Genomic DNA, 25,449 nt, shown 5'->3' with positions numbered 1-25,449 from the left:
AAAATCCCCATTCGCTGAGGAATGAGGAAATTTAAGTCAGTATAAGCTTTTTTTGTTGATTTTAACCGTTCAATTTAGCGGAAAGCAGTTTGAATTGTGACGTGATCGCCCAAATTTGCAGGAATATGTGGAAAAGTGGGAATAGCTGATAAATGATTAGCGCTACCAGACCTGCCCATAGGTAAGTAGCCGTAATCGTGAGCCCTGCCAATAGTCCCGAGCTAAGCAAAAGAAGGAGCGCCAGTCCGACAATAGGAAACGAATAGCGAATAAAGGTAATGACGGTGGAGAGAACACCCAGATGGCCGGCAAGCGCGAATTGCACATACATGAAGAGCAGATGCAAGAGAAATCCATAGACCAGCATGCCGATGAACCATGGCAGCAACTGCAGGGCAGCCTGCTCATAAGAGGTGCTGTGCGCCAAGGTTGTTTGCGCTTTGGGCAGCAGCCAAATGAGCGGCAGCAAGGTAAGTGCAATTCGCGCGATATACGCAAGGAGGAAAGGGAGCGTCAGCACCTTGATGCCTCGGAAGAAGCGATAGCCGGCATTTTGTTCAGAATGCGTGAGCGAGTAATACACGCCGCTGCTGAGCACCGGCGTGAGCAGCATGCGCAGCGCCAGCAGAGCTCCGAGCCACCAGAGATAGGAATGGCTCAGATCAGTTTTCATGAGCTGAAACTGGCTTTCAGCCAGGAACACCTGCAGCGCTTCTTTGGGCTGCTCACCGCCTGGAAAGCGGTGCATAAGAGGGACAAGCACCCCCTGCACCAGCTTATAGAGCAGAATGCTCCAGCCCATTTGATACACGAACAAGATGATCGTGGCGAAAGGCTGCGCGAAAGCTGCCCTTAAGCCGGATTTGAGATAGGATGTCATGGAGGTCCCTCCTTAAGGGTTATGCTTTACCAGGAAACCCAGCCGAAAATGGCTTGCAAGAATTGAATGATGCCGAGATTCCAACGGATTTTCCACTTCGGATTCACTTCTGTTTGCAGATAATTGTTGATGTGCTTGTTTTCTAGAATGAGTGAATACTTAGGATCAATGCGAACCCAATCTACAGGTGCCGTGTGGGTTAATTTGAATTCAATCCGGCTTTCCTTGCCATCCCACGTTTTGTCGAGCGAGGTGCCGTCAGCGAAATGGAAGTGGATAGGAACCTCCGGTGAATTGCCGCCTTTCTTCGAAATGACAATCGTGCTGTCATAGGAGGGCTTCTCTTTCATTCCGCTGGCTTTCACTTGGATACTCTCCACGGAGTAATCCATCATCATCGCGCCATACACATATTCATTGAAGAAATCATCCCATTTGGTTTTGGTCACGTCCTCAACGACATTTTGAAAATCCTTCGTCGAAGGGTGTTTGAACTCCCATTTCTGGAAGTAGGTGCGCATGATGCGGTCCATTGTCTTCGTACCGACTTGTTTCTCAATAGCTTTCAGCACAAGTTTCCCTCGTGTATACACATTTTCCGCATACTGATCATGTCCGGTGTAGGCCCATGCATTCTGATTCAATGTATTAGGGGAAGTAATATAGCTGGACTCGACCGCCAGATTAGGGGAAACCCCATAATCCATTTCCATGACCTTGTCCTCCGCATAGGAGGTAAAGCCTTCATCCAGCCAAGCTTCCTCGAATTCATTGCTGGCGACAAGTCCGTAAAAGTACTGATGGCCGATCTCGTGAACAACGACGCGTTCCAGTTCCAGATCAGGTGTTTTGTCGTCGGCTCCCCACGCGGTGACGAGCGTAGGGTACTCCATGCCGCCAGCGCCATTGCCGCCCGGGGGAGGCACCACGACTGACAGCGTTGAGTACGGATACGTTCCGTACCATTGGCTGTAGCGGGAAAGGGCTTTTTTCGCTGCATTCATATAGCGGTCTTTCAAATCCTGATGGTTGGGATCGAGGTACAGCTTAATCTTCACGCCGGGAATTTGCGGCGTCGAGAAGGGCTCTTCCACATAAACGAAATGCGGCGAAGCGGACCAGGCAAAATCATGCACATCATCCGCGTAGAACTGATACGTTTTCATGCCTTTATCCGTCACTGCCGGTTTAACAGGGAATCCGGTCGCCGCTACCGTATAGTTCGACGGCACTTGGATTTTCACGTCGTACAAGCCGAAATCGGCATAAAACTCAGAATTGCCATGGTATTGATGGAGATTCCAGCCAGGTTCCGTGCGCCCCCTTGTTCCTGCCCGTTCATAGGCAGCAACCTTAGGGAACCATTGCCCTGCCATTACGAAATCATCGACATAGCCCATTCTGGCGAAAACAGCAGGCAGCTTGACGAGGAATTCCGTTTTGATCGTCACTTGTTCACCGGCACCTACCGGTTTCGGCAGCGGAATTTTGAGCAGCGTATGATCGTCTTTATTGCCGTCGTCCGGTTGAACGAACGTCATTCGGGGACTAAGATCTTCGCCATCCACGGTTTTAACGGATAGCAAGTCCATACTGCCGCTGGTGCCTGTCCGGGCTTCATCTTGTCGCAGCTTCCCGCCGGATTCGCGCATGAATGTCGTTTTCTTGGACGCGAAGGCATTCGGATACAGATGAAGGTAAAGCTCTTGTACAGGAACGGATCCCGGGTTTTCCCATGTTAGCGTTTGTTGCCCCTGGAGCTGTCTTGATTCCGGTGTATAGGCAACGTTCATGTGATACTCCGCAATGCGGTAACTAAGTGGCGCCGTTGTTTGATTATCCAATGGTTTGCCGCGATCAGCAGGCTGCATGTCCGGCGCCGGAGCAGACGGTTCTTCTTTGGAGACGACCGGAACCGCCAGTCTACTTGCAGATGGGAGCAAAGTTTCAGACAGCAAGACAGCGCCTGCTGCAAGGAGCATGACAACGAACCATTGTACCTTGCGGTTTTTGAATAGAACACTCAATAGATTCACCCCGCCTAACAAGCATCTACAGCATGTATATGTAGACAACCTGGGGAATATTTCTGCGAGTGGAAAAGAATTGTTGAAAAAGGCGGTTTAGACGCCCATTCCTGGGATCTGGCGATCTCGCCCTTGTTCTGAGGGGTGACTTTCGCTACAATGAAGCAAAGTGTCATTTTATTATTACGAAGAGTGGATGGTGCCCTTATGGAAGCGGATAAAAAGAAGCTGGCCTTAAATATAGTAAGCTCCAAAGTGAATCACAAAGGCTTTGGTGCCGGAGCGATCGATTTAAGCAATGTGTCGGGTGTCATTATTGATGGCGATGAAGCTTACCTGGATGAAGGTACCCTTCATGCGAAGAGTAAAATTGAGAAAGGCATCAAATTCTCGACGAACAAAGAAGATGTGCCCAATGGCCGCAAAGCCTGGATAGTGTGGGTTGCGGTAGACCGGACGGAAGAAGGCGCTTATTATGCCGGGATGTCCGCATGTGAAATGCTGGTCGATACAGAAGCACGTCGTGGATGGAAAATCCTAGCGGATCATGTGAACAAAATGGATGGCGCGATGAAACGCAAATTCATCCTCGAAGGTTTGTCAGACGGGGAGAAGGCCGCGCTCAAAAAACAGCTGATCAGCCACAACGAAGAATGGTGGAATCGCTCGGATCAAGTGCTGAAAGATGCGCTATCTTAATCAATTCGGGGCTTAATTTGAGAATATGAACATTATGTGTCATCCATTGTTACACAATGGTGAACCGAGTATACTAGACCCTAGTGTATGTTACCTCATATACTAGGACAGCAAAAAGGCAGACTAAGACGCGCTTAGTTCTGCCTTTTTGTGTTTACTGGGACGTGCCCGGATCAGTCGTTCCACCAACGTTTGAGATCGTTCCACCAGGAGCCGTTTTGACCTTTTGGCGTGGCTTTATTATCATCGCCCGAAGCGGGCTTCGCAGGTTTGCCCGTGCAATAAGTCGTTGGCTCCGTGCCGGCAAGAAATGTCTCCAGGTGAGCATTCGGGCAATCTTCATTGGATAACTTGCCGCTCACCGGATCAATATAAACGCTCTTGACGCCTTCGGGTACAGGGAATAGCTTAGGCGGGATCGCCTCCAAGGTTTGTTCCGTGAACTCGGCGAAAATCGGTGAGGCCAGATGCGATTCCACCGTAGAGATATCCCGGTTCTTGTCATAGCCGACCCAGACAGCCGTCGCAAGCTCTGGTGTAAAGCCGACCAACCACGCATCGGTATCCGTTGTGCCGGTTTTGCCGGCAATCGGCCGCTTAATGGTGCTGGCAACCCGATTTCCAGTGCCGCCTTCCTCGAACACACTCTCCATTAAATTGGTCATCACATAAGCAACAGCAGGATCAAGCACGGTCTCAGTCTTCGGGCTTGCTTCATATAAGACATTCCCACTGGCATCTTCAATCCGCACAATCGCCGTCGTCTCATGGTGAATGCCTTGGTTGGCAATCGTCCCGAAGGCGGAGGCCATCTCGAAGGGGCTGACGGGGAACGATCCTAGAGCCAGCGATGGCAGCGGCTTCATCGGAGAATCGATGCCAAGCTTGCGGGCCAAGTCGATGACCTTCGCGGGGCCGACATCCAGAATCGTGTGTACGGCATAAATGTTATCCGATTTCGAAATGGCTTGGCGCATATCAATATTGGCGTTGACGTACTGGTCATTGAAATTTCTCGGCGTGTACTTCTGCCGTCCTTCATCGTAAGTGAACACTGTTGGTTCACTTTTTACCAGCGTAACTGGCGTGTACCCATTTTGCAGGGCAACCATATAGACGATCGGTTTAAAGGAAGATCCTGGCTGTCTCGTATTGGAGAGTGCGCGGTTGAACTGATTCTCAGCGTAGTCACGCCCGCCGACCATCGCTTTAATTTCACCGGTTCGCGGGTCGATGGCGACGAGGGCTGCTTGCAGATCCGGTTTATCAGCGAGCTGCTTGGTGACAACACGTTCTGCGATGTCCTGCGCTTTTTTATCCAGAGTCGTGTAAATCCGAATGCCGCCTTCATCGAATTGTTCTTCCGAGATCCCCAGCTTCTCAGTCGCCAGAGAACGTACATAATCGCGGAAATAGGGAGCGGCCGCCGGTTTCTTCTTCATTAGCGGTTGAATGGTCAGCTTTTCCTTGCCTGCGGCATCTGCAGCAGCTTGTGTAATGAACCCGCTGCGCACCATGGTTTGCAGGACGATCTTTTGGCGATCCATCGCATTTTTCAAATCATAGTACGGTGAATAATAGCGAGGGCCTTTCGGAACCCCGGCAATCATGGCGCTTTCGGCCAACGTTAATTCACTGGCATGCTTGCCGAAGAACAGCTCAGAAGCCGTTTCGATGCCATACGTGGAATGACCGTAGTAGATTTGATTCAGATAATTCGCGAGAATTTCATCCTTGCTAAGCTGCATTTCCATCTGTATGGCATAGACGGTTTCTTTTATTTTACGAGACCAGGTTCGATCATGATTTAGATATAAATTCCGAGCTAATTGCTGCGTTATTGTCCCTGCTCCTTGCACCTTGGCCATCGCTTGCACATTGACAACGGCAGCCCGGGCCACCGCTTTAACATCGACCCCGAAATGGTCATAGAAATGCTGATCTTCGACGGCCAGCGTCGCATTGATTAGATAGGGTGATATTTCCTTCAGTGTAACGACCTGCCGATTTTGCCCCGAATAGAAGGTGTCAATCAACTCGCCATGGGTATCATACATTTGAGAGGTTTGCAGCATTTTGGTGACAGGCAAAGTTTGGGCGCGTAAATAGACGAAGAAGCCGGCAGCCAGAATGAGCAGCAGAATGCAGGACGTGAAGAAGAAGGAAAACATTTTCTTAATGCGACGCATCCAGCGCATAGAAGCGGGAAGTTCTTTATCTCTTGGTTTCTGAGGTGTGCCTGAGGCGGGCGGGCGGTTATTATTTTCATTCTCGGACATCGTGCTCTGCCTCCTTTCTCCTTGGCCACGAAGGCTTTACTATCCAGTATGGAAAAGCATGGCAGTCCGTATTCAACAAATTGTAAATATTTTTTGTGAAATATGTAAAATGGCTAGGAAATTATTGCATTTTGAGGGTAATGAACTATAATACAATTTGTGCGTAGAAAGGGACAGGAAATGTTAGACTCCCATCGCATGACTTTTCCAACTGGTGGCACACTGTTAGAGATAACGAATATCAGTATTTATTCATCCCAATATAGTCTAGCGAAAGAAGGTATGAACATGGATTTGTGGTACACAGAGAAACAAACGGATAGCTTCGGCATCACAGCCAAAGTGAAAGAAACTTACGTAAGAGAACAAACGGATTTTCAAGACCTTTCGATGATTGAAACCGAAGAATGGGGAACGATGCTGACTCTCGATGGCATGGTCATGACGACTGTGAGAGACGAATTCGTCTATCATGAAATGGTGGCACACCCAGCGCTTGTTACTCACCCGAACCCAGAGTTCGTTCTTGTTGTAGGCGGCGGCGACGGCGGCGTTATTCGTGAAATCATGAAGCATCCCAAGGTGAAAAAAGCGGTGCTTGTGGATATCGATGGGAAAGTCATTGAGTATTCCAAAAAGTACCTGCCGACAATTGCCGGCGAATTGGACAACCCTCGTGTTGAAGTGATCGTGAACGATGGCTACATGCATATCCACGACCACAAGAATACGTACGATGTGATTATGGTCGATTCCACGGAACCTGTGGGTCCGGCTGTTGAACTTTTCTCCAAAGGTTTCTATCAAGGGATCTATGAGGCACTCAAAGAAGACGGGATTTTCGTTGCTCAAACGGACAACCCTTGGTTCAAAGCAGACCTGATCCAAACAGTTAACCGGGATGTCAAAGAAATCTTCCCTATCGTACGTGTATATAGCGCGAACATTCCTACGTACCCAAGCGGTCTGTGGACGTTCACTCTGGGCAGCAAGAAACATGATCCGCTGCAAGTTGAAGAAGCATCAATTCCGGAATTCCCGACGAAGTACTACACACCACGTCTACACAAAGCGGCATTCGTATTGCCGAAGTTTGTGGAAGATTTAATTAAGTAATCAGGATATGAGAGCCGCCAGCTGATCTGTGCTTGTCACGGAATGGGCTGGCGGTTTTTGTTTGTATCGTGTCCTCATCCATTGAATTCATCGACCTTATCATATAAACTAATACCTAACTTGCCTTATCTTGACATCAGGTGCTTGAGGACCTGCAGAATAGGAGAATGACGGACCATGACGGCAAAAACGCCCGTGCGCATTCGAATTGAGAGTCGGAGCGGAAGCGAGACGACGGTGCAGAAGGCACGGGGAGATCTCTATCGCAAAGGCAATCACACGTATATTCGCTATGAAGAAGAGCCTAGCGAGCTAGGACGAACGGTAACGCTAATTAAGCTGGAAGAGAATTTAATACGCATCGTCCGTCAAGGAGATGTACAAGCCGAGCAGACGTTTGTGGCCGGTGAGAAGCGGATCGGCTTTTATCAAACCCCACAGGGCCGGTTGGAACTCGAAATCGAGACTCATGAGCTGACATTGGAGGCCGATCATGGCATCGGCATTACGAGGTGGCGCTATGATTTATATGCATCAGGCTCACATGCGGGGACATACAGGATCAAGTTGTTAATTCAGGAGGAGTAAGACGAATGGATGTACTAAACGAAGTCAAAAGTATAGTGAAAGAAGCGATTGTTGAAGCAGTACTGGCTGCGGGTATCGTGGAAGCGGATCAATTGCCGGAAATTATTCTTGAGGTTCCGAAAGAGAAAACGCACGGGGACTTTGCTACGAATGTCGCGATGCAGCTGACGCGTATTGCCAAGCAGAATCCAAGACAGATCGCAGAGAAGATCATCGCGGGCCTGAATAAGGAAAAAGCAAACATCGCAGAGGCGGAAATTGCTGGACCGGGCTTCATTAACTTCAAAATGAACAAAGTGTACTTGTACCCGGTGATCGCTAATGTTCTTGAGCAGGGTGAGCGTTACGGGGCATCGAACGTTGGTCAAGGGCTGAAAGTTCAGGTCGAGTTCGTCAGTGCGAATCCGACGGGTTCATTGCATTTGGGACATGCCCGTGGAGCGGCTGTTGGGGATGTGCTTTGCAATGTGCTTGATCTGGCCGGATACGAGGTTTCCCGCGAGTATTACATCAATGATGCAGGCAACCAGGTCGTCAACTTGGCGAAATCCATCGAAGCCCGTTATTTGCAAGCATTGGGGCAAGAGGCGGAGATGCCTGAAGATGGCTATTTCGGAGAAGATATCAAAGGCTTTGCTGCGGATCTTGCTGCCGAAGAAGGGGATCGCCTTTTGAGCTTATCGGACGATGAGCGTCGCGCGTATTTCCGTACGTACGGATTGAAAAAAGAACTCGACAAAATCAAACGCGATTTGGGTCGCTTCGGTGTCCATTTCGACAACTGGTTCTCGGAAACGTCGATTTATGAAGATAACCTCATCCCACCGGTGCTGCAAGAGTTAAGGGACAATGGGCACATCTATGAAGAAGAAGGCGCAACTTGGCTGAACACAACGCCGCTGGGGGATGACAAGAATCGTGTGCTTATCAAAAACGACGGTTCGTTTACTTACCTTACACCGGATATCGCGTACCATCGCAACAAATTCGGGCGCGGCTTCGAGCGCTTGATTAATATTTGGGGCGCAGATCACCATGGTTACATCCCGCGGATGAAAGCCGCCATGACCGCGCTTGGCTTTGAGTCGGATCGACTGGTTGTGTTGATCGCGCAGATGGTGAGCCTTTTCCAGAATGGTGAAAAGGTGAAGATGTCCAAGCGTACTGGCAAAGCGGTTACGATGGAAGATCTCATGGACGAAGTTGGCGTCGATCCGATCCGTTATTTCTTCGCGATGCGCAGCATGGATTCGCATTTGGATTTCGACATGGACTTGGCGGTTTCCCAGTCCAATGAGAACCCGGTCTTCTATGTGCAGTATGCCCATGCACGGATCTGCAGCATCTTCCGCCAGGCGGAAGAGCAGAACATCCAGCTGCTCCCGCTGGAGCAGGTCGACCTGACACAGCTTACGTCTGAAGCTGAGTTTGACTTGCTGCGCAAGATTGGCGAGCTGCCGGAAGAGATCGCCATTGCGGCTGATCAATATGCGCCGCACCGTCTTATCCGCTATGTATACGAACTGGCGAGCCAGTTCCATAGCTATTACAGAGGCCACTACGTCATTTCGGATGACGCAGCTTTGACGCAGGCGCGCTTCGCTTTGCTAGGCGCTTTGCGCACGACCCTCGCCAACACGCTTCGCGTTGTAGGCGTATCGGCTCCGGAGCGGATGTAGGCTCCGCTCCCGCACATACACAAAAACACCTCCCACTCCACTTGCGTGAATGGGAGGTGTTTTTGTGTACGTATAAAGAATTTATATGTTTTGGAGTGAAAGCGGAGTTGCTCACGCTGCCTCGCGCGGAGATAAGGGAACTACAGTGCGCTATTATAGAAAAAATCGCTATTATTACAGGCTTGAGGGAACTACGATCCGCTATTTTGCTGTTTGATGGGAAATTTAGCTTATTTCGTGGAAATAAGGCACTGTAGTTCCGCTATTGCTCTAGTATATCTCCTTTTTGCTCAATTAGCGTACTACAGTTCCCTTTATAGGATTTGTCGCTTTTAAGAGGCTCATTTCTCAGGGCGGCGAAGCCGGTTTTCTTACTTAGGGGCTGGCCACGGGACACTTGTGCGTGTTGCAACGGCCGCGCCCGTACCGCCCCGCTCTGCCGCACCGCGCCCCGCCCTAGCTCTGCCGCGCCGCCCGAATCGCCCGCCGGGCGTTCAAATGCCCCGGCTGCCAGCGTGAGCTCTGGCGCTTGCTCAGACCGATTGCGCAGCGGCGCAGCGCGCTTTTGATCTGCAGCGGCGACATCGGCTTGATGGACAGCATCAACGCGACTACGCCGCTGACATGGGCCGTCGCCATCGAGGTGCCGCTCAGCTCATTGTATTTGCCATGCAGCCAAGACGAGTAAACACGTTCGCCTGGCGCATAAATATCAATTTGCTTCCCGCGATTGCTGAAGGGAGCAATTTTGCCCAAGCGCGTTGTTGCCCCAACGGAGACGACTTGCGGGAAACGGGCAGGATAATCAACCGTTTTCTTCTTGCCATCGTTACCGGAGGAGGCGATGATAATTTTGCCTCGGTAATAGGCATTCATCACGGCTTGTTCGAGAGAGCGATTGTAAGATTTCATGCCGAAGCTCATGTTAATAATATCGAGATCATTGTGCACACACCAATCGATGCCGGCGATAATATCCGAGACATAAGCACTCCCGCTATTGTCGAAAGCTTTGACAGGATGAATAATCGCTCGAGGAGCGACACCGACAATGCCGGAATGGCGGCCTGTAGCCGCAATCGTGCCCGCGATATGCGTGCCATGGCCGTTGTCATCAAAGGGAAGCATACTCCGGTTTAATAAATTAATACCGCGCGAAATCGAATTGCGCAAATCGGGGTGATTGTAATCAATGCCTGTATCGATAACGCCGACCCGAATGTTTTGTCCAACGGACTTATTCCAAACTTCCGGGGCGCCTACTTGATCAATGCCCCATGGGATGGTGTGGGAGCCTGATAAAATGCTTGCGCGTTTCGTGGTGATTTTGCTGCTGGCCATTTGATGCACGGTAATCTTGGTGTCCGCTTCAATGATGGGGGCACCGGTTAAACCTCGGAGCTTGGTGTCAGGACGAAGCATGCAGGAGAAAGCGTGAATAATGTCGAGATAGCGCACCTTAGCAAGATGGTGGAACGTGGACTTCATTCGCTTCAGCTCTGATTTGCAGGCATAATAGTCCTTAGCCTTTGCGAAATGGATGATATGCTTTTTGCCGGAGTGCTTGGTGAGGCCGATTTCCTCGTGAAGCAATTGAAGAAAGGTGGCTATATCCATCGTGCCATCCCCCCATGACAGCTTAGAATCGAATCTCCCCTATCTTATGTACAGGTCACCCCTTCTGACCGTGTCATAGCCTTTAAAGAAATAAATGGGTGCGAAGCCGTGTCAGATGCGTAGGTTTTACATAGGATAGATAGAGAGGCGCGGGCAGGAGTGTCTCTTTCTCAGGTAATGGAAGCGGCTGCGGCCTGTACGCATCGCTTCCTTAGGGTACAGTCGCGAGCGGAGGGGGACCTTCGCTTGTATTCTATTTTAGGGGGATCGCTTTCTTGTTCAGAAGGCCCGAATGGGTCATGGTTTCCGCGGATTCGAAGGGGTAGTTGCATTTTTAGAAAAAATAGGTTTTACTTAATGAAGATATTGGATAAGGTAGATAGAAGAAGCGAAGAAGACGATCGAAAGGGATGTGCCTTAGATGAGTAGCGAATACACACTCAAAATCACCACAGAGCAAGCACGCGAAATGCCCATGGTGGATTTGGCGTTTGAATTACTGAAGTCGGCGAATACGCCGTTTTATTACCGTGACCTGATGGCGGAAATTGCGAAAATAAAAGGGTTGTCTGAGCAGAATGTCATGCAAGTGATTGCCCAACTATATACGGAAATCAACATCGATGGACGTTTTGCTTGTGTAGGTACGAACCTATGGGGCCTCAAACGTTGGTATCCTGTTGAGAAATCGGATGATGCAGTAGGTAACGCTAAGCGTCCTAGAATCATCAACGACGAAGACGACGACCTGGATGAAGACATCTATGCGGAAGAAGAAGATACATACGCTGAGGAAGACGAGTACGATACATTTGGTACCGAAACCGAAGAGGAAGAAGCGGAAGAAGATACAGAGTTCTTCGAAGATGAAGAAATCGAAGAGGATCTTGGTGAAGCGGGTATCGAAGAGACAGACGATGAAGATGACGATTTAGACGAGGATTCCGATGAGGAAGCCGAAGATGAAGAGTTGGATGATGAGGATGACGACGACAAATAACTTGTCTTGACAGCCCCCGTCTATTCAGAGTAAACTATTGCATGGGCTTTAAAAGAATCTTAACATTTTGCGCAAGCATTCAAAAAGTGCCCCGTCACTACGGGTGTCACTTTTTTTGTTTTTTTCGGTGTTTTTTCACCGTATTTTCATGAAAACCACCATTTAGTAGACACTAAATATGAGGTTAATTGCAGCGAGAGCGAGAGCTTGCGACGTGAGCTTTTTGCATACAAACAAGGGAATTCATGTTTCACCAAAAAAATCTTAGGAGGCGTACATAGTGACAAAATACATTTTCGTTACGGGAGGCGTAGTTTCTTCCCTTGGCAAAGGAATTACAGCAGCTTCCTTGGGAAGATTGCTCAAGAACAGAGGTCTAAAAGTTACGATTCAGAAGTTCGACCCTTACATCAACGTGGATCCAGGAACCATGAGTCCTTACCAGCATGGTGAAGTTTTCGTAACCGACGATGGGGCAGAAACGGATTTGGATTTAGGTCATTATGAGCGTTTTATCGATATTAATCTGTCCAAAAGTTCGAACGTAACATCAGGCAAAGTCTACTCTTCCGTTATTACCAAAGAGCGCAGAGGCGAATATCTGGGCGGCACTGTCCAAGTTATCCCGCATATCACGAATGAAATTAAGGATCGTGTTATTCGTGCTGGCCGCGAAGCGGGGTCCGATGTTGTTATTACAGAGATTGGCGGAACTGTCGGTGACATCGAGAGTTTGCCGTTCTTAGAAGCTATTCGTCAAATGAAAAATGACATCGGCCGCGAGAATGTCATGTACATTCACGTTACGCTGATTCCTTATATTAAGGCGGCTGGTGAAGTGAAAACTAAACCAACGCAACACAGTGTGAAAGAGCTGCGCGGACTGGGAATTCAACCGCACGTGATTGTTTGCCGTACCGAGCATCCGTTGACGGAAGACATGAAGCGCAAATTAGCTTTGTTCTGTGATATTGATCCAGCGGCAGTTATTGAATGCAGAGATGCTGAAACGCTATATGAAGTACCGATGATGCTTCGTGAGCAAGGCATGGACGACTATGTTGTTAATCACCTGAAGCTTACAACGAACGAGCCGAACATGACAGAGTGGGAAAGTTTGGTTCGCAAAGTTAAATCCTTAACCAAGAAAACAGAAATCGCTATTGTTGGAAAATATGTTGCTCTGCATGACGCTTACCTCAGTATTGTGGAAGCTCTAGGTCATGCTGGCATTGATAATGATTCCGAAATTAATATCCGTTGGGTAAACGCTGAAGATATTTTTGATCATAACGTGCATTCTCTGCTTTCCGGAGTACAAGGGATTCTTGTTCCGGGTGGATTCGGTGATCGTGGGATCGAAGGGAAAGTATCCGCCATTCGTTATGCCCGTGAGAAAGAAATTCCATTCTTCGGTATTTGTTTGGGTATGCAAGTGGCTGTTATTGAATATGCACGTTCTGTTTCAGGTTTGGACGGGGCGAACAGCTCTGAGATTAATCCGACGACAGCTTATCCGGTTATTGATTTGCTTCCAGAGCAGAAAGATATCGAAAATCTGGGCGGTACCATGCGTCTGGGCCTATATCCTTGCAAAATTGTTCCAGGCTCCCTTGCTGAGCAATGTTACAACGATGAGCTTGTCTACGAGAGACATCGCCATCGGTATGAGTTCAATAACGAATACCGCGAGACGATTGAGTCCGCTGGACTGCGTATTTCCGGTACTTCACCAGATGGCCGCTTGGTCGAAATGGTCGAGCTTCCGGGTCACCCGTGGTTCTTGGCGGTACAATTCCATCCAGAATTTACTTCGCGTCCGAATCGTCCGCAGCCGCTTTTCCGTGAATTCGTGAAAGCAGCGCAGCTGATTGCCCGTTAATATTTTGCGCGGCACCGGCGTGGTCTCCTGTAAAACAACTTATTTGTAAAAGTTTTCAATTAAGTCTCTCTCTCAGAAGGAAAACGAAAATGGATAGCGAATATCTTTACTTATCGTGTAGAAGATACGAATCGCTATTCGTTTTCGGGAGGGAACTAGGCTCATGAAGAAAAAAGTATTGATTGTCGACGATCAAAATGGGATTCGCGTATTGCTAATGGAGGTATTCAGTAACGAAGGGTACGATACCTATCAAGCCTCGAACGGTAAGTTGGCTTTAGAAATCGTGAAAAATTCTTCGCCTGACCTGCTGCTATTGGATATGAAAATTCCAGGTATGGATGGTTTGGATATTTTGAAGCATGTGAAAGCAATCGACGCCTCGATTAAAGTGATCATGATGACTGCTTATGGCGAACTTGATATGATCAAAGAAGCAACCGATTTGGGCGCCATCATGCATTTTACCAAGCCGTTTGATATCGATGAGTTGCGAATGGCGGTCAATATGCAGCTTAATAATGAATCCAGCAGTGGTTTTGCCGTAGGATCCTAGTCATAGGGTCTTTTTTTGTTGCCGAAGTCAGGGCTTGGTTATCATTTGAAAATTTATGTGCTATAATAACTCAGGTATGACAAAGAGCGGTATACGCAACTACTACAGGTTCTAGGAGGAAGAGAAACATGGCATTGGTTTCAATGAATGAGTTTTTACCTAAGGCAAAAGCGAACAAATACGCGGTGGGTCAATTTAACATGAACAACCTTGAGTTTGCTCAAGCGATTGTAGAAGCTGCAATCGAATTAAAGTCCCCGTTCATTTATGGTGTTAGCGAAGGCGCACTGAAATATATGGGTATCGAATTTACAGTAGCTATTGCAGAAGCAGCAGCGAAAAAATCCGGTCTGCCGATTGCTTTGCACTTAGATCATGGTAGTTCCTTTGAAGTAGCAATGAAATGTATCCGTGCAGGATTCAGCTCCGTAATGTTTGACGGTTCCCACTATTCTTTCGAAGAAAACATTCGTTTGACGAAAGAAGTTGTTAAAGCTGCTCGTGCAATGGGCGTATCCGTTGAGGGTGAGCTTGGAACAATCGGTGGTGTTGAGGATGACATCTCGGTAGACGAAGAGCACGCAAACCTTGCAAAACCTGAAGAAGCAATCCGTTTCTACGAAGAAACAGGTGTTGACTGTCTGGCTATCGCTGTAGGTACTGCACATGGGATGTACGCAGGCGAGCCTAACATTCACTTTGATATTATCGAAGCGGTTTCCAAAGCGATTCCAGTTCCAGTTGTTCTACACGGCGGATCCGGCGTACCTGACGAAATGATTCGTAAATCCATCGCTGCTGGCGTTGGCAAAATTAACGTAAACACAGAGAACCAAGTGGCTTGCACAGAAAGCATCCGCGCAGCTCTGAACAAAGATGCTAAAATTTATGATCCTCGTAAATATCTCACCCCAGCTCGCAGTGCTATGATCGAAGTCGTAAAATCCAAAATTCAATTGTTCGGAAGCAGCAACCAAGCTTAATTCCAATTGTATAGATAGGATAGGAAATGCAGTATGACGCATACGGAAGACAGATTAATAAATGTCCAACGTATGCGTTCTTACGGGCGTTTCCTTCTTCTGTTTTTATCTTAGATTCACTCCACTGGACAGCAGTGTTGTATTTGGCATGGACTTTTTATTTTTTTTGTAAAGGTAGAATGGGGAATTGCTGACGTTTTGGATTTTATTTGGTTGTAGTTAGGAAGGCACCTGGATTTAGGGGGAGAAGCATGTTGGAGAAATTAATGGTGGTCGGGGGACGTCCACTACGGGGAACCGTTCAAATTAGCGGAGCTAAGAATAGTGCAGTAGCGCTCATTCCAGCGGCAATTCTTGCAGAAACATCGGTAACTTTGGATAATCTTCCACATCTGAGTGATGTGGCTATATATACAGAAATTTTGACAGATTTAGGCGCCACAATTGATTGGAATGAAGATCGGATGACGATCGATCCCAGTCGCATGAAATCCTTGCCGATGCCTAATGGCAAAGTGAAGAAGCTGAGAGCATCCTATTACTTAATGGGAGCATTGCTAGGGAGATTTGGAGAGGCAACGATTGGTTTGCCAGGTGGTTGCAACTTCGAACCGCGCCCGATTGATTTGCATATCAAAGGGTTTGAAGCTTTAGGCGCTGAAGTTAGCAATGAAAACGGTGCGCTGAAGATACGTGCCAAAGAATTGCGCGGCGCTAAGATTTACTTGGACATGGCAAGCGTAGGAGCAACGATCAATATCATGTTGGCAGCCTCGCGGGCCAAAGGTGTTACCATTATCGAAAACGCGGCCAAAGAGCCTGAAATCATAGATGTAGCTACACTATTAAACTCCATGGGAGCAAGAATTAAAGGCGCTGGAACCGAAACGATCCGAATCGAAGGGGTAACCGAAATGCATGGTTGCCGCCATTCCATAATTCCTGACCGCATCCAAGCAGGTACCTATATGATCGCTGCTGCGGCTACCCGCGGTGATGTTACCGTGGATAATGTCATTCCCAAACATATGGAAGCTCTAACGGCCAAACTTCAGGAAATGGGTGTACATATCTACGAAATGGATGAATCCATTCGAGTTGTGGGTCAGCCTGAATACGAAAGCGTTGATGTGAAAGCTTTGGTTTATCCTGGTTTTGCAACCGATTTACAGTCTCCAATGGCGAGTCTGCTGTGCCAAGCCAGAGGCGTTAGTATATTAACCGATCATGTTTATAGTAATCGTTTCAAGCATATCCCTGAGCTTGTGCGCATGGGAGCTAAGATGAAAGTGGAGGGACGCTCCGCGATCATCGAGGGTTCACAGCTCAGCTCAGCCAAAGTGCGTGCAACGGATTTACGAGCAGGAGCTTCGCTTGTGCTTGCAGGTCTGAGTGTTCGGACAGGAGGCATCACGGAGGTGTCTGGCGTCGAATTTATTGACCGCGGGTATGAGAACTTGGTGTTTAATTTATCTTCACTGGGCGCTGAGGTTTGGCGCGAGAGTGAGGAATAAAGTTCCAGACAACAGGCAATGCTAGAATCCAATTGAAAATTTAATAGTTTGGTGGTCGAAACATGAGCATGCAGCTTGCTGAGCTTGAAGTACTCAAGCTTACTGAATTATATAAACTAGCCAAGAAACACCAGATTCCTTATTACGGTACGTTGAAGAAAAAAGAACTCATCTTTGCGATTTTACGTGCACAAGCTGCTGAAAGTGGTCTAATGTTCATGCAAGGTGTCCTCGAGATTCTCCAAGAGGGCTTCGGTTTCTTGCGTCCCATTAATTACTTGCCAAGTTCGGAAGATATTTATATCTCGGCATCGCAGATTCGCAAATTTGATTTGCGTTCAGGCGATATTGTTTCAGGGAAATGCCGCCCTCCCAAAGAGAATGAGCGTTATTTCGGTCTTCTTCAAGTAGAAGCGGTGAATGGCGAGAAACCAGAAACCGCTGCGGAGCGTCTTCACTTCCCGGCGTTGACGCCTTTATACCCGGACAAGCGGGTTACGCTTGAAACCGAGCCTAACAAAATTTCCATGCGGATCATGGATTTACTTGCCCCGGTTGGACTGGGTCAACGTGGTTTGATTGTTGCTCCTCCCAAAGCGGGGAAGACGCTGCTTCTCAAAGAAATCGCGAACAGCATATCTACGAACTATCCGGAGATCGAACTTTTCGTTCTGCTCATTGATGAACGTCCGGAAGAAGTGACGGATATGCAGCGTTCTGTCAAAGGGGAAGTCGTTGCTTCTACCTTCGATGAACTGCCTGAGAATCATATCAAAGTTGCCGAACTCGTGCTGGAACGCGCCATGCGTTTAGTTGAGCATAAGAAAGACGTCGTTATTCTCTTGGACAGTATCACTCGTCTAGCCAGAGCGTACAACCTCGTCGTTCCGCCGACAGGCCGGACACTCTCCGGTGGTATTGATCCAGCAGCCTTCCATCGCCCTAAGCGGTTCTTCGGCGCAGCCCGTAATATTGAAGAAGGCGGCAGCTTGACGATTCTTGCTACAGCCCTAGTCGAAACAGGCTCGCGTATGGATGATGTCATCTACGAAGAGTTCAAAGGTACTGGTAACCTAGAGCTGCATCTGGATCGTAAAATGGCGGAACGCCGCATTTTCCCTGCGATCGACATTCGCAGATCCGGTACGCGCCGCGAAGAGGCCTTGCTGGGCAAGGATGAGCTCGAGAAGGTATGGGCGCTTCGCAAAGGGATGAATGATTCGCATGAATATACCGAACAATTCATCAAAAAGCTCGCCGATACGAAGACCAATCAAGAGTTCCTGGATTCTCTGGCTTCTCCAACGGCAGGGACTGGGAATACAACGAATCACAAAAGCAAAGTGAAGAATTCTGCTTCTTAATTTCAACCTTGACAAACGCGGTCGTCCTTATGGACGACTTAAGTCGTTTATCCTTTATGTACAAGAGGAGTACCCGTTATGAACTTGGTTTATTCAGATTCGCAAGGCAACGTCTTCGACCACCCCGATTTCTTGGCGCTTGGTCGTAACGCAGAAATGATAACAGAAATATTAGACGAAGAGTTGATTCCTCTGCCTGAGGGATCAACCCTTGTCAGCCTTCCGTTCACGCGACCGGTAGGTATTGACGCGGCGACCGGCGATATGAAGCTGGTAGAAGGCGACTACCATGCGGTTGGCGCTTTGCTGCCGCAAGGTTTTACCCGACTCTTGCTGCCAGGCTATGTCAAATCGGACAAGACCAAAGCACTGCCGCTGTTCGGTTATACCGCCGTCGTTTGGAAAGAGGACGGCTTCTATGTAGCGGCCCGCCTAACGGATAACCCCTACTACTGGAATCCCATTCATTGTGATCCGAATGAGCTGGAAGTCGAGGTTAAGCGACTGGTTGCCAAGTATCCGGACAATCGGCTTTATGCGCATTTGTCCAATTGTGCGCTCGGCTATGAGTGCCTCACAGCCTCGAACACATTTCTGCAGCGCTGGGAAGGGGCTGTTCCGGTCTCCTACTCCTGCAATGCTGGATGCTTCGGCTGTATCTCTGAACAACCGGATGAGAGTGGCTTCGTAGCTCCACAGACTCGAATGAACTTCAAGCCTAAGGTCGAAGAGATTACCCAAATCATGCTGGAGCATCTGCGAACGCCTGAGAGCATTATCTCTTTCGGACAAGGTTGCGAAGGCGAGCCTAGTACGCAAGCAGTAATCATCATTGACGCTATCAAACAAGTGCGTGAGCAAACCAAGATGGGGTACATTAATATTAATACCAATGCCGGGCTCACAGATCACATTCGCGGCATCGTGGATGCTGGGCTTGATCTTATGCGCGTAAGCACCATCAGTGCGTTAGATGATCATTACAATGCTTACTACAAGCCAAGAGCTTACACGCTCAAAAATGTAGAGAAATCTCTGCGCTATGCAACAGATAAAGGCGTTATTACCTCGATTAACTATCTCGTATTCCCAGGCGTTACGGATCGGGAAGAGGAAATCGAAGCCATGATTGAATTCGTACGAAGAACCGGATTGAAATTGATTCAATTGCGCAACCTGAATATTGACCCCGAAAGCTATCTGGGGATTATCCCTAAGGCACGGGGCGAATTGCTGGGTATGAAGCAAATGATCGAAATCTTTCAAGAGGAACTTCCAGATGTTATTCTGGGTTCTTACTCGCACACGCCTAAGTTCTATACCAGCGATCGCAGTACGGCTGCGATGGTTTTATAAGGCAGTTGGCCTTCGAGCGTTTCATCTTGCATAAATGCTTTTGACTATGCTAAAATGTAAAGGTACGTCCATTAACTCTGTTTCAGCAAATGATTCAGGGCGGAAAGAGGTGACCCAACATGAAAGCAGGTATTCATCCTACTTATCATGCAACCACAGTGACTTGCGCTTGTGGTAATGTGTTCGAAACGGGATCAATCAAGCCAAATCTGCGTGTTGAGATTTGCTCCAATTGCCATCCTTTCTACACTGGTAAACAAAAGTTTATCGATGTAGGCGGCCGTGTCGACAAGTTCAAAAAGAAATACGGAATCTAATTGGCATCAATTGCTTTGCTGCCAATCAGCATAAGACAACCTCCCTTGGTCATCCTAAGCTTAGGCTTAGAGTCCAATGGGAGGTGTTTTTATGTTTAGGGGTATGCTTAGGTTTACCGGAGCGTTACTGCTTATCATGAGCTTAGTTGGCTGTGGCATAAGTTCTGGCAACAAGAACCCGCCGCAGACAGCTGATGCGAAGTACAAAGCGCAGCAATATAAGCAGGATGGGATGCTTGGAATTACGAGTGTCAATCCGAATGATCCGCTGAACCCTACGTATCATCATTATGAGGATGATGCCAATTTAATGAAAGCGGTGCTCGCTCAGCTGCAAGGCATAGAGAAATCGAACATTGCAATTAACGGACCCAAAGCGAAGGTGAGGATAACACCTAAAGCTTCTTTAACGGCAGATCAGGTAGAGGAACTCCGTTCACAAGCCCAGATGGCTCTAAATACGAATATGCCGCGCTACAAAGTAACCGTCAAAATGATGCGTTAATTAGCAGATTTTGCCTGTGGTTGCTATTTTGAAGTGAATCAGCTATACTATTTTTACTGTGCTAGATGGGGAGGTAGCGGTGCCCTGTAACTCGCAATCCGCTGTAGCGAGGTTGAATTCCTGTTAGCGGTACTGTGATGTGAGGTCTGGCTTTTACACGTGGTGTTGAGAGTCGGGTCCTTCGCAATGGATGCCCATGAACCCGGTCAGGTCTGGAAGGAAGCAGCCGTAAGTGGGATGTTTCATGTGCCGAAGGGTTGCCTAATTTGAGCTAACGATAAGAGTTCGCTTGTATCACTTTATCAATAACAGGTGCACGGTTTACCTATTAACTTCATGAATGAAACTACGAAACGCCAGCAATTTGGGCGTTTTTTCTTTTGTCTCCAGAAGGGAAATATTTACTTAATAGAGAATTCATATACGATCGGAATCAGCAGATAATTGGGATGCCTAATGCAAATTGAATAGAGAATGTGAAGGAGCTGCTCTGTATGTCCATTCATGATCCTCAAGATTACACGGTTTCTATGGAAGAAATGCGCAAGCTTTTCACCCTTAGTGTCCATGCAGGTATGCTCATTGTAGATGAGGATGGCAAAATTAACTTAGCGACCGATCATATTTTGAAACTTTCAGGCTATTCAGCCCAAGAAATAACGCAAACCCCGTTCTCGCAACTAATGAAAGTGCGGGCTAGCTTGCGTGAGCTGTACGAATTTTATTTCAGCAACGAAACGAATTTAATGGAATGGCCGCATGGCTTTCTCATCGCCAAAGACGGGGAAGCACACTTCTACCAATTCTCAATTCTTCGACTTATGTTAGGTCGGAAGGTTATGTATTTACTGGCAATGCGGGATCGGCAAGAGGGATTGCAGTTGAATTTATTGCAGCGCTTTTCGGATGCTTTTTTACGAGATATCAATTTAGGTGTCCTATTAATTAATATGGATTTTACACTCGTGGATGTTAGTGATCGTGCAACACAGATTCTAGGTATGGAACGCGAGCATATTTTGAATAAATCGCTGGATGATATTTTCTCCTCCGTGCCGAGTCAGCACCAATTGGTGCAGCGGACGATCCTGCATGGCGGGGTTATGCGCAATCATGCCGTATCCTGGACGAATCATACAGAACGATTTGAACTGCTGTTAGATTCCAATGTGCTCAAAGATAGCTTAGGCAACATTGTCGGGGCCTATGTTATTTTCAAAGACGTTACGAATATGCGCTCATTGGAAGAGATGGTGCAAAGAAGCGACAGACTGGCGATGATAGGGCAAATTGCTGCCGGCACAGCACATGAGATTCGCAATCCGCTAACGTCGATCAAAGGTTTCCTTCAAGTCTTGCGGCGCACATTTGAAGTTCAGGGGATGATTAAAGAGCGGAGCTATGCGGAAGTTATGTTAGAGGAAATTAACCGAATCAATGAATTGGTCAATGAATTTCTGCTGCTCAGCAAGCCTAAACATGTCTCCTTTGAGCGGATCGATGTGCCGGAAGTGCTCCGAGGTATTTTACCCATCATCAATAATGAGGCTATTCTATACAATGTTCATCTCCAGTACGAAGCATCCTATCACCTGCCGGAAGTCATTGCGGATAAAGAAATGTTGAAGCAGGTCTTTTTGAATATTTGTAAAAATGGGATAGAAGCCATGCCGGACGGCGGAACCCTAACCATCGTAGAGAAAGTCGATACCTTGGAACGATTTGTCTGTGTGGATATTCATGACACGGGCTCTGGGATTCCGATGTTCGTCATCGATAAGATTTTCGATCCCTTCTTCACGACGAAGGACACGGGAACAGGACTGGGTCTTTCCGTATGCCAAAGAATCATTCACGATATGGGCGGGACGATCCGGGTATCCTCCAAAGGTTTCGGAACCACTTTTACAATATCCATTCCCTATGCTTGATCATCTATTTCATCCCTAGGTGGGTTATAGTATAATGGATTCAGTCATTCCATACAGGGATTATTGGAGAGGAACACTATGGCACATATTGCTCTGTATCGAACGTGGAGGTCTCAGACGTTTCGTGATGTTGTCGGTCAGAAACATATTACACAAACGCTGCAGAATTCTTTGCGGGAAAATCGTCTTACCCATGCATATTTATTCAATGGCCCTAGGGGAACAGGGAAAACCAGTACGGCCAAAATTCTGGCCAAAGCAGTGAACTGTTTACATGGACCCGCTGAAGAACCGTGCAATGCTTGCTCGGCCTGTGAAAGAATCACCGAAGGCGCAGTGATGGATGTTGTCGAAATCGATGCTGCCTCGAATCGCGGCGTGGAAGAAATTCGGGATATCCGGGATAAAGTGAAGTATGCCCCTACGGAAGTTAGACAAAAGGTCTATATCATAGATGAAGTACACATGCTCACGACCGAAGCGTTTAATGCCCTGTTGAAGACATTGGAAGAGCCTCCGGCTCATGTCATGTTCATCTTGGCGACCACGGAACCGCACAAAATTCCAGCTACGATAATTTCCCGGTGCCAACGTTTTGACTTCCGGCGGGTTTCCATGGATGATCAAGTGCAGCGGCTCAAGTATATTTGTGAGCAGGAGCAGATATCCATTAATGAGGAAGCTCTCCACTATATAGCTAGATTGTCCGATGGGGGAATGCGGGATGCGCTAAGTCTTCTCGATCAGGCGACCTCATTCGCCACTGGCGAAGTGCAGCTCGCGGATATTCTATCCATCACTGGCGGAGTTGCTTCCGATCAGTTCAAGAAACTCGTTCTTTTCATCAAAGAGAAGAATCTGGGTGCCGCGTTGGAGCTTATCGATACGTTCATGCAAGAAGGCAAAAGTGCTGACAAATGTATTGAAAATTTGATCAACTACTTCCGCGACTTGCTCATGGTGCGCATGGTTCCCAATTCGCCGGTGATTACCGAACGCGTGTTTGATATGGGTGAGCTCAAAGAAATTGCTGGTCACTTCTCAGCTGCTGAGATGATGGCTATGATCGAGACGCTCAATCATTACCAGAGTGAAATGAAGTACTCCGTACAGCCACAGACCCTGCTAGAAATTTCAGTTATGAAAATGTGCGGCGGTCATATTGGAACCGAAAGCGGCTCATCAGTTGGTCTTGCTGAAGTCGGAAGTCGTGCGCCGCAAGGTGATCTTTTGGCGCAAATGACCAAAAAGCTGCAACAACTTGAAGATCAGGTAGCTGGACTGGTAAAATCGGGAGTAGCGGGTGCCTCTGCGGATGCGCAAGCGAAATCGGCGACCTCGGCCAAAGCGCCAGTGGCTTCAGCGCCATCGAAGAAATCCGGCATCAAGCTTGATGGTTATTTGAAGGCGGCAGAAAGTGCGGAAACCAAAACTGCGCTGATGAAGTGGAGCCAAGTATTAGGTGATGTGAAAGAAAAGAAAATTACCGTTCATGCCTGGTTTGTGAATGGTGATCTTGTTTCCATGCTGGATGACGTTGTATTGGTAGCTTTCAAAAATGATATGCACCGCAATACAACGGAGAAACCTGAAAACAAAGTCATCATCGAGCAAGTTCTGGCTGCTGTGCTTGGTAAGCCCATGCGTTTGCTGACGATTATGCGCAAGGAGTGGGATGATGCAAGGAATGATGCAACGAGCGCCGCTCCTGAGGTTATGGAATTAGAAACGCAAAATGCAGACGGTACAGCAGTAAAAGAAGAATGGATTTCGGAAGCCATCCAATTGTTTGGCGAAAACTTAGTGACGATCAAAGAAGACTAAATATAAGGGAGCTACCTGCGATGAATAACATGAACCAAATGATGAAGCAAGTGAAGAAAATGCAAGAACAAATGATGAAAGCACAAGAAGAGCTTGGAACTAAAATGATCGAAGGTACAGCAGGCGGCGGTGTTGTCACTGTTATTATCAACGGGCATAAAAAAGTGCAAAGCATTAACATCAAACCAGAGGCTGTAGATCCGGAAGATGTTGAAATGCTGCAAGATCTCGTGCTCACAGCTGTTAACGACGCAATGACCAAAGCGGAAGAAATCGCGAACAAAGATATGGGCAAATTCACAGGCGGCATGAACATTCCTGGTTTGTTCTAGGACATCAAGAGCAACGATTCTGATCAATGAAGGAGAACTCCTTTGTATTACCCCGAACCGATATCCAAGTTAATCGATGCTTTCTCCCGTTTGCCGGGAGTAGGCCCTAAGACAGCAGGACGTCTGGCATTTCATGTTCTTCGTATGAAAGAAGAGGACGTTATTGATTTCGCCAAAGCACTTGTTAATGTCAAAAGGAACCTTCACTATTGTTCGGTTTGCTGTAACATCACGGACGTGGATCCTTGCCGTATCTGTCAAGACAAGAGCAGGGATGGATCTGTCATCTGTGTGGTACAGGAGCCCAAAGACTTGGTCGCCTTGGAACGGACCAAAGAATTTGAAGGCTACTATCATGTTCTTCATGGTGCAATCTCGCCGATGGAGGGAATTGGACCCGATCAGATTCATATTGCCGAATTGCTCAAGCGTTTGGGTGACGAAACGGTGCAGGAATTGATTCTTGCAACAAATCCCAATATTGAAGGCGAAGCAACAGCCATGTACCTATCCAGATTGATTAAGCCATTCGGGCTCAAAGTGACGCGTATTGCGCACGGATTGCCTGTAGGGGGAGACCTGGAGTATGCGGATGAAGTGACGCTGACCAAAGCAATGGAAGGCCGCCGAGAAATATAAGTGATCAAGAGGGAGCTGCGAAGCTCTCTTTTTTGCGTTATTTTTAGGCAGCCACCGCAGTTCTAAATGTTCCATTTCTTCCATATGGATAAGGATAGATCAATCCGTAAGTTATGAAATGGAGGGTTAACACATGAGACCAGCGCTACTGGGTATATACGGGAGGAAAAGTCCTCAATTAAAGCAGGCAAAGGAAGAGTTGCTGAAGGACAAGCAACTGCTGATTCAAGAAATCCGCACTGCGCATCAGACTTGGGTAGCCGCGCAAGCGCATTTTGAGTTTGCGCTGGACAAGGATCAGATTGATTATGCCATCTTTGCGATGGAGGCTGCCGAGAAGAGATTTGAAATGCTCATCAAG

The 25,449-nt window shown here is 47.7% G+C and carries 22 protein-coding genes and 1 other RNA gene (1 of these 23 running past the window's edge); 19 read left to right on the top strand and 4 right to left on the bottom strand.

The genetic code is table 11. From position 1 onward, the window contains the following. Window positions 1-61: 61 nt before the first annotated feature. Both LOZ80_RS29420 and LOZ80_RS29415 read right to left on the bottom strand, forming a co-directional pair. Entirely contained in the window at window positions 62-880 is an 819-nt protein-coding gene (locus LOZ80_RS29420; protein ID WP_238167931.1) for a hypothetical protein, read from the bottom strand. Between the two features lie 26 nt (window positions 881-906). After that, on the bottom strand, window positions 907-2,862 hold the full coding sequence (locus LOZ80_RS29415) for a M1 family metallopeptidase (RefSeq protein WP_238173152.1): 1,956 nt from the start codon (window positions 2,860-2,862) through the stop codon (window positions 907-909). 204 nt (window positions 2,863-3,066) lie between these two features. Here LOZ80_RS29415 and LOZ80_RS29410 point away from each other — a divergent pair, with 204 nt between their 5' ends. Next, window positions 3,067-3,606 (top strand): YwhD family protein, encoded by a 540-nt coding sequence (locus LOZ80_RS29410; protein WP_373291324.1) that lies wholly within the window; start codon window positions 3,067-3,069, stop codon window positions 3,604-3,606. 173 nt (window positions 3,607-3,779) lie between these two features. Here LOZ80_RS29410 and LOZ80_RS29405 read toward each other — a convergent pair whose 3' ends face one another. Then, entirely contained in the window at window positions 3,780-5,804 is a 2,025-nt protein-coding gene (locus LOZ80_RS29405) for a transglycosylase domain-containing protein (RefSeq protein ID WP_443147090.1), read from the bottom strand. Window positions 5,805-6,173: 369 nt separating this feature from the next. Here LOZ80_RS29405 and speE point away from each other — a divergent pair, with 369 nt between their 5' ends. The 3 genes from speE to argS all read left to right on the top strand — a co-directional run bounded on the left by speE (window position 6,174) and on the right by argS (window position 9,268). Next, complete coding sequence (gene speE / locus LOZ80_RS29400) at window positions 6,174-7,001, top strand: polyamine aminopropyltransferase (RefSeq protein ID WP_189016086.1); 828 nt, start codon at window positions 6,174-6,176, stop codon at window positions 6,999-7,001. A 177-nt stretch (window positions 7,002-7,178) separates the two neighbouring features. Beyond that, on the top strand, window positions 7,179-7,589 hold the full coding sequence (locus LOZ80_RS29395) for a YwiB family protein (protein ID WP_189016083.1): 411 nt from the start codon (window positions 7,179-7,181) through the stop codon (window positions 7,587-7,589). A gap of 5 nt (window positions 7,590-7,594) precedes the next feature. Continuing rightward, complete coding sequence (gene argS, locus LOZ80_RS29390; RefSeq protein ID WP_238167930.1) at window positions 7,595-9,268, top strand: arginine--tRNA ligase; 1,674 nt, start codon at window positions 7,595-7,597, stop codon at window positions 9,266-9,268. Between the two features lie 456 nt (window positions 9,269-9,724). Here argS and LOZ80_RS29385 read toward each other — a convergent pair whose 3' ends face one another. Further along, the gene (locus LOZ80_RS29385; protein WP_238167929.1) at window positions 9,725-10,885 is read right to left on the bottom strand and encodes a S8 family peptidase; all 1,161 of its coding nucleotides are present in this window, start codon (window positions 10,883-10,885) and stop codon (window positions 9,725-9,727) included. Window positions 10,886-11,306: 421 nt separating this feature from the next. On the opposite strand from LOZ80_RS29385, the gene rpoE reads away from it, so the two are divergent. The 15 genes from rpoE to LOZ80_RS29310 all read left to right on the top strand — a co-directional run. Next, window positions 11,307-11,885: a DNA-directed RNA polymerase subunit delta gene (gene rpoE / locus LOZ80_RS29380; protein ID WP_238167928.1), complete on the top strand. Its 579-nt coding sequence runs from the start codon at window positions 11,307-11,309 to the stop codon at window positions 11,883-11,885. Window positions 11,886-12,165: 280 nt separating this feature from the next. Then, window positions 12,166-13,767, top strand: coding sequence for a CTP synthase (locus tag LOZ80_RS29375; protein ID WP_189020699.1), 1,602 nt, complete (start codon window positions 12,166-12,168; stop codon window positions 13,765-13,767). Window positions 13,768-13,930: 163 nt separating this feature from the next. Continuing rightward, window positions 13,931-14,323 (top strand): response regulator, encoded by a 393-nt coding sequence (locus LOZ80_RS29370; protein WP_079418635.1) that lies wholly within the window; start codon window positions 13,931-13,933, stop codon window positions 14,321-14,323. A gap of 128 nt (window positions 14,324-14,451) precedes the next feature. Further along, window positions 14,452-15,306: a class II fructose-1,6-bisphosphate aldolase gene (gene fba / locus LOZ80_RS29365; RefSeq protein ID WP_238167927.1), complete on the top strand. Its 855-nt coding sequence runs from the start codon at window positions 14,452-14,454 to the stop codon at window positions 15,304-15,306. A gap of 254 nt (window positions 15,307-15,560) precedes the next feature. Next, window positions 15,561-16,820, top strand: coding sequence for a UDP-N-acetylglucosamine 1-carboxyvinyltransferase (locus LOZ80_RS29360; protein ID WP_189020712.1), 1,260 nt, complete (start codon window positions 15,561-15,563; stop codon window positions 16,818-16,820). Between the two features lie 62 nt (window positions 16,821-16,882). Further along, window positions 16,883-18,184 (top strand): transcription termination factor Rho, encoded by a 1,302-nt coding sequence (gene rho, locus LOZ80_RS29355; RefSeq protein WP_189020703.1) that lies wholly within the window; start codon window positions 16,883-16,885, stop codon window positions 18,182-18,184. Between the two features lie 78 nt (window positions 18,185-18,262). After that, the gene (locus tag LOZ80_RS29350; protein WP_238167926.1) at window positions 18,263-19,540 is read left to right on the top strand and encodes a radical SAM family protein; all 1,278 of its coding nucleotides are present in this window, start codon (window positions 18,263-18,265) and stop codon (window positions 19,538-19,540) included. 119 nt (window positions 19,541-19,659) lie between these two features. After that, entirely contained in the window at window positions 19,660-19,857 is a 198-nt protein-coding gene (gene rpmE, locus LOZ80_RS29345; protein WP_056621960.1) for a 50S ribosomal protein L31, read from the top strand. Window positions 19,858-19,948: 91 nt separating this feature from the next. Next, a complete protein-coding gene (locus LOZ80_RS29340) occupies window positions 19,949-20,362 on the top strand; it encodes a hypothetical protein (protein WP_238167925.1) in 414 nt (137 codons plus the stop codon). A gap of 56 nt (window positions 20,363-20,418) precedes the next feature. Beyond that, window positions 20,419-20,682: signal recognition particle sRNA large type (ffs, locus tag LOZ80_RS29335), an RNA gene on the top strand. Between the two features lie 174 nt (window positions 20,683-20,856). Then, window positions 20,857-22,293: an ATP-binding protein gene (locus LOZ80_RS29330; RefSeq protein WP_238167924.1), complete on the top strand. Its 1,437-nt coding sequence runs from the start codon at window positions 20,857-20,859 to the stop codon at window positions 22,291-22,293. Between the two features lie 78 nt (window positions 22,294-22,371). Continuing rightward, complete coding sequence (gene dnaX, locus LOZ80_RS29325) at window positions 22,372-24,117, top strand: DNA polymerase III subunit gamma/tau (RefSeq protein WP_238167923.1); 1,746 nt, start codon at window positions 22,372-22,374, stop codon at window positions 24,115-24,117. Between the two features lie 20 nt (window positions 24,118-24,137). Beyond that, the gene (locus LOZ80_RS29320) at window positions 24,138-24,449 is read left to right on the top strand and encodes a YbaB/EbfC family nucleoid-associated protein (RefSeq protein WP_238167922.1); all 312 of its coding nucleotides are present in this window, start codon (window positions 24,138-24,140) and stop codon (window positions 24,447-24,449) included. 42 nt (window positions 24,450-24,491) lie between these two features. Then, the gene (gene recR / locus LOZ80_RS29315; protein WP_079418619.1) at window positions 24,492-25,088 is read left to right on the top strand and encodes a recombination mediator RecR; all 597 of its coding nucleotides are present in this window, start codon (window positions 24,492-24,494) and stop codon (window positions 25,086-25,088) included. A gap of 133 nt (window positions 25,089-25,221) precedes the next feature. Next, a protein-coding gene (locus tag LOZ80_RS29310; RefSeq protein WP_238167921.1) for a DUF2508 family protein crosses the window boundary here: on the top strand, window positions 25,222-25,449 show its 5' portion. 57 nt of this gene lie beyond the right edge of the window; the window shows 228 of its 285 coding nt (coding positions 1-228); the start codon lies at window positions 25,222-25,224; the stop codon falls past the right edge of the window.

The sequence above is a fragment of the Paenibacillus sp. HWE-109 genome (assembly GCF_022163125.1).
Classification (GTDB): domain Bacteria; phylum Bacillota; class Bacilli; order Paenibacillales; family NBRC-103111; genus Paenibacillus_E.
Note: the sequence above shows the minus strand (reverse complement) of the source record. Positions and strands in the feature narration are given on the sequence as shown.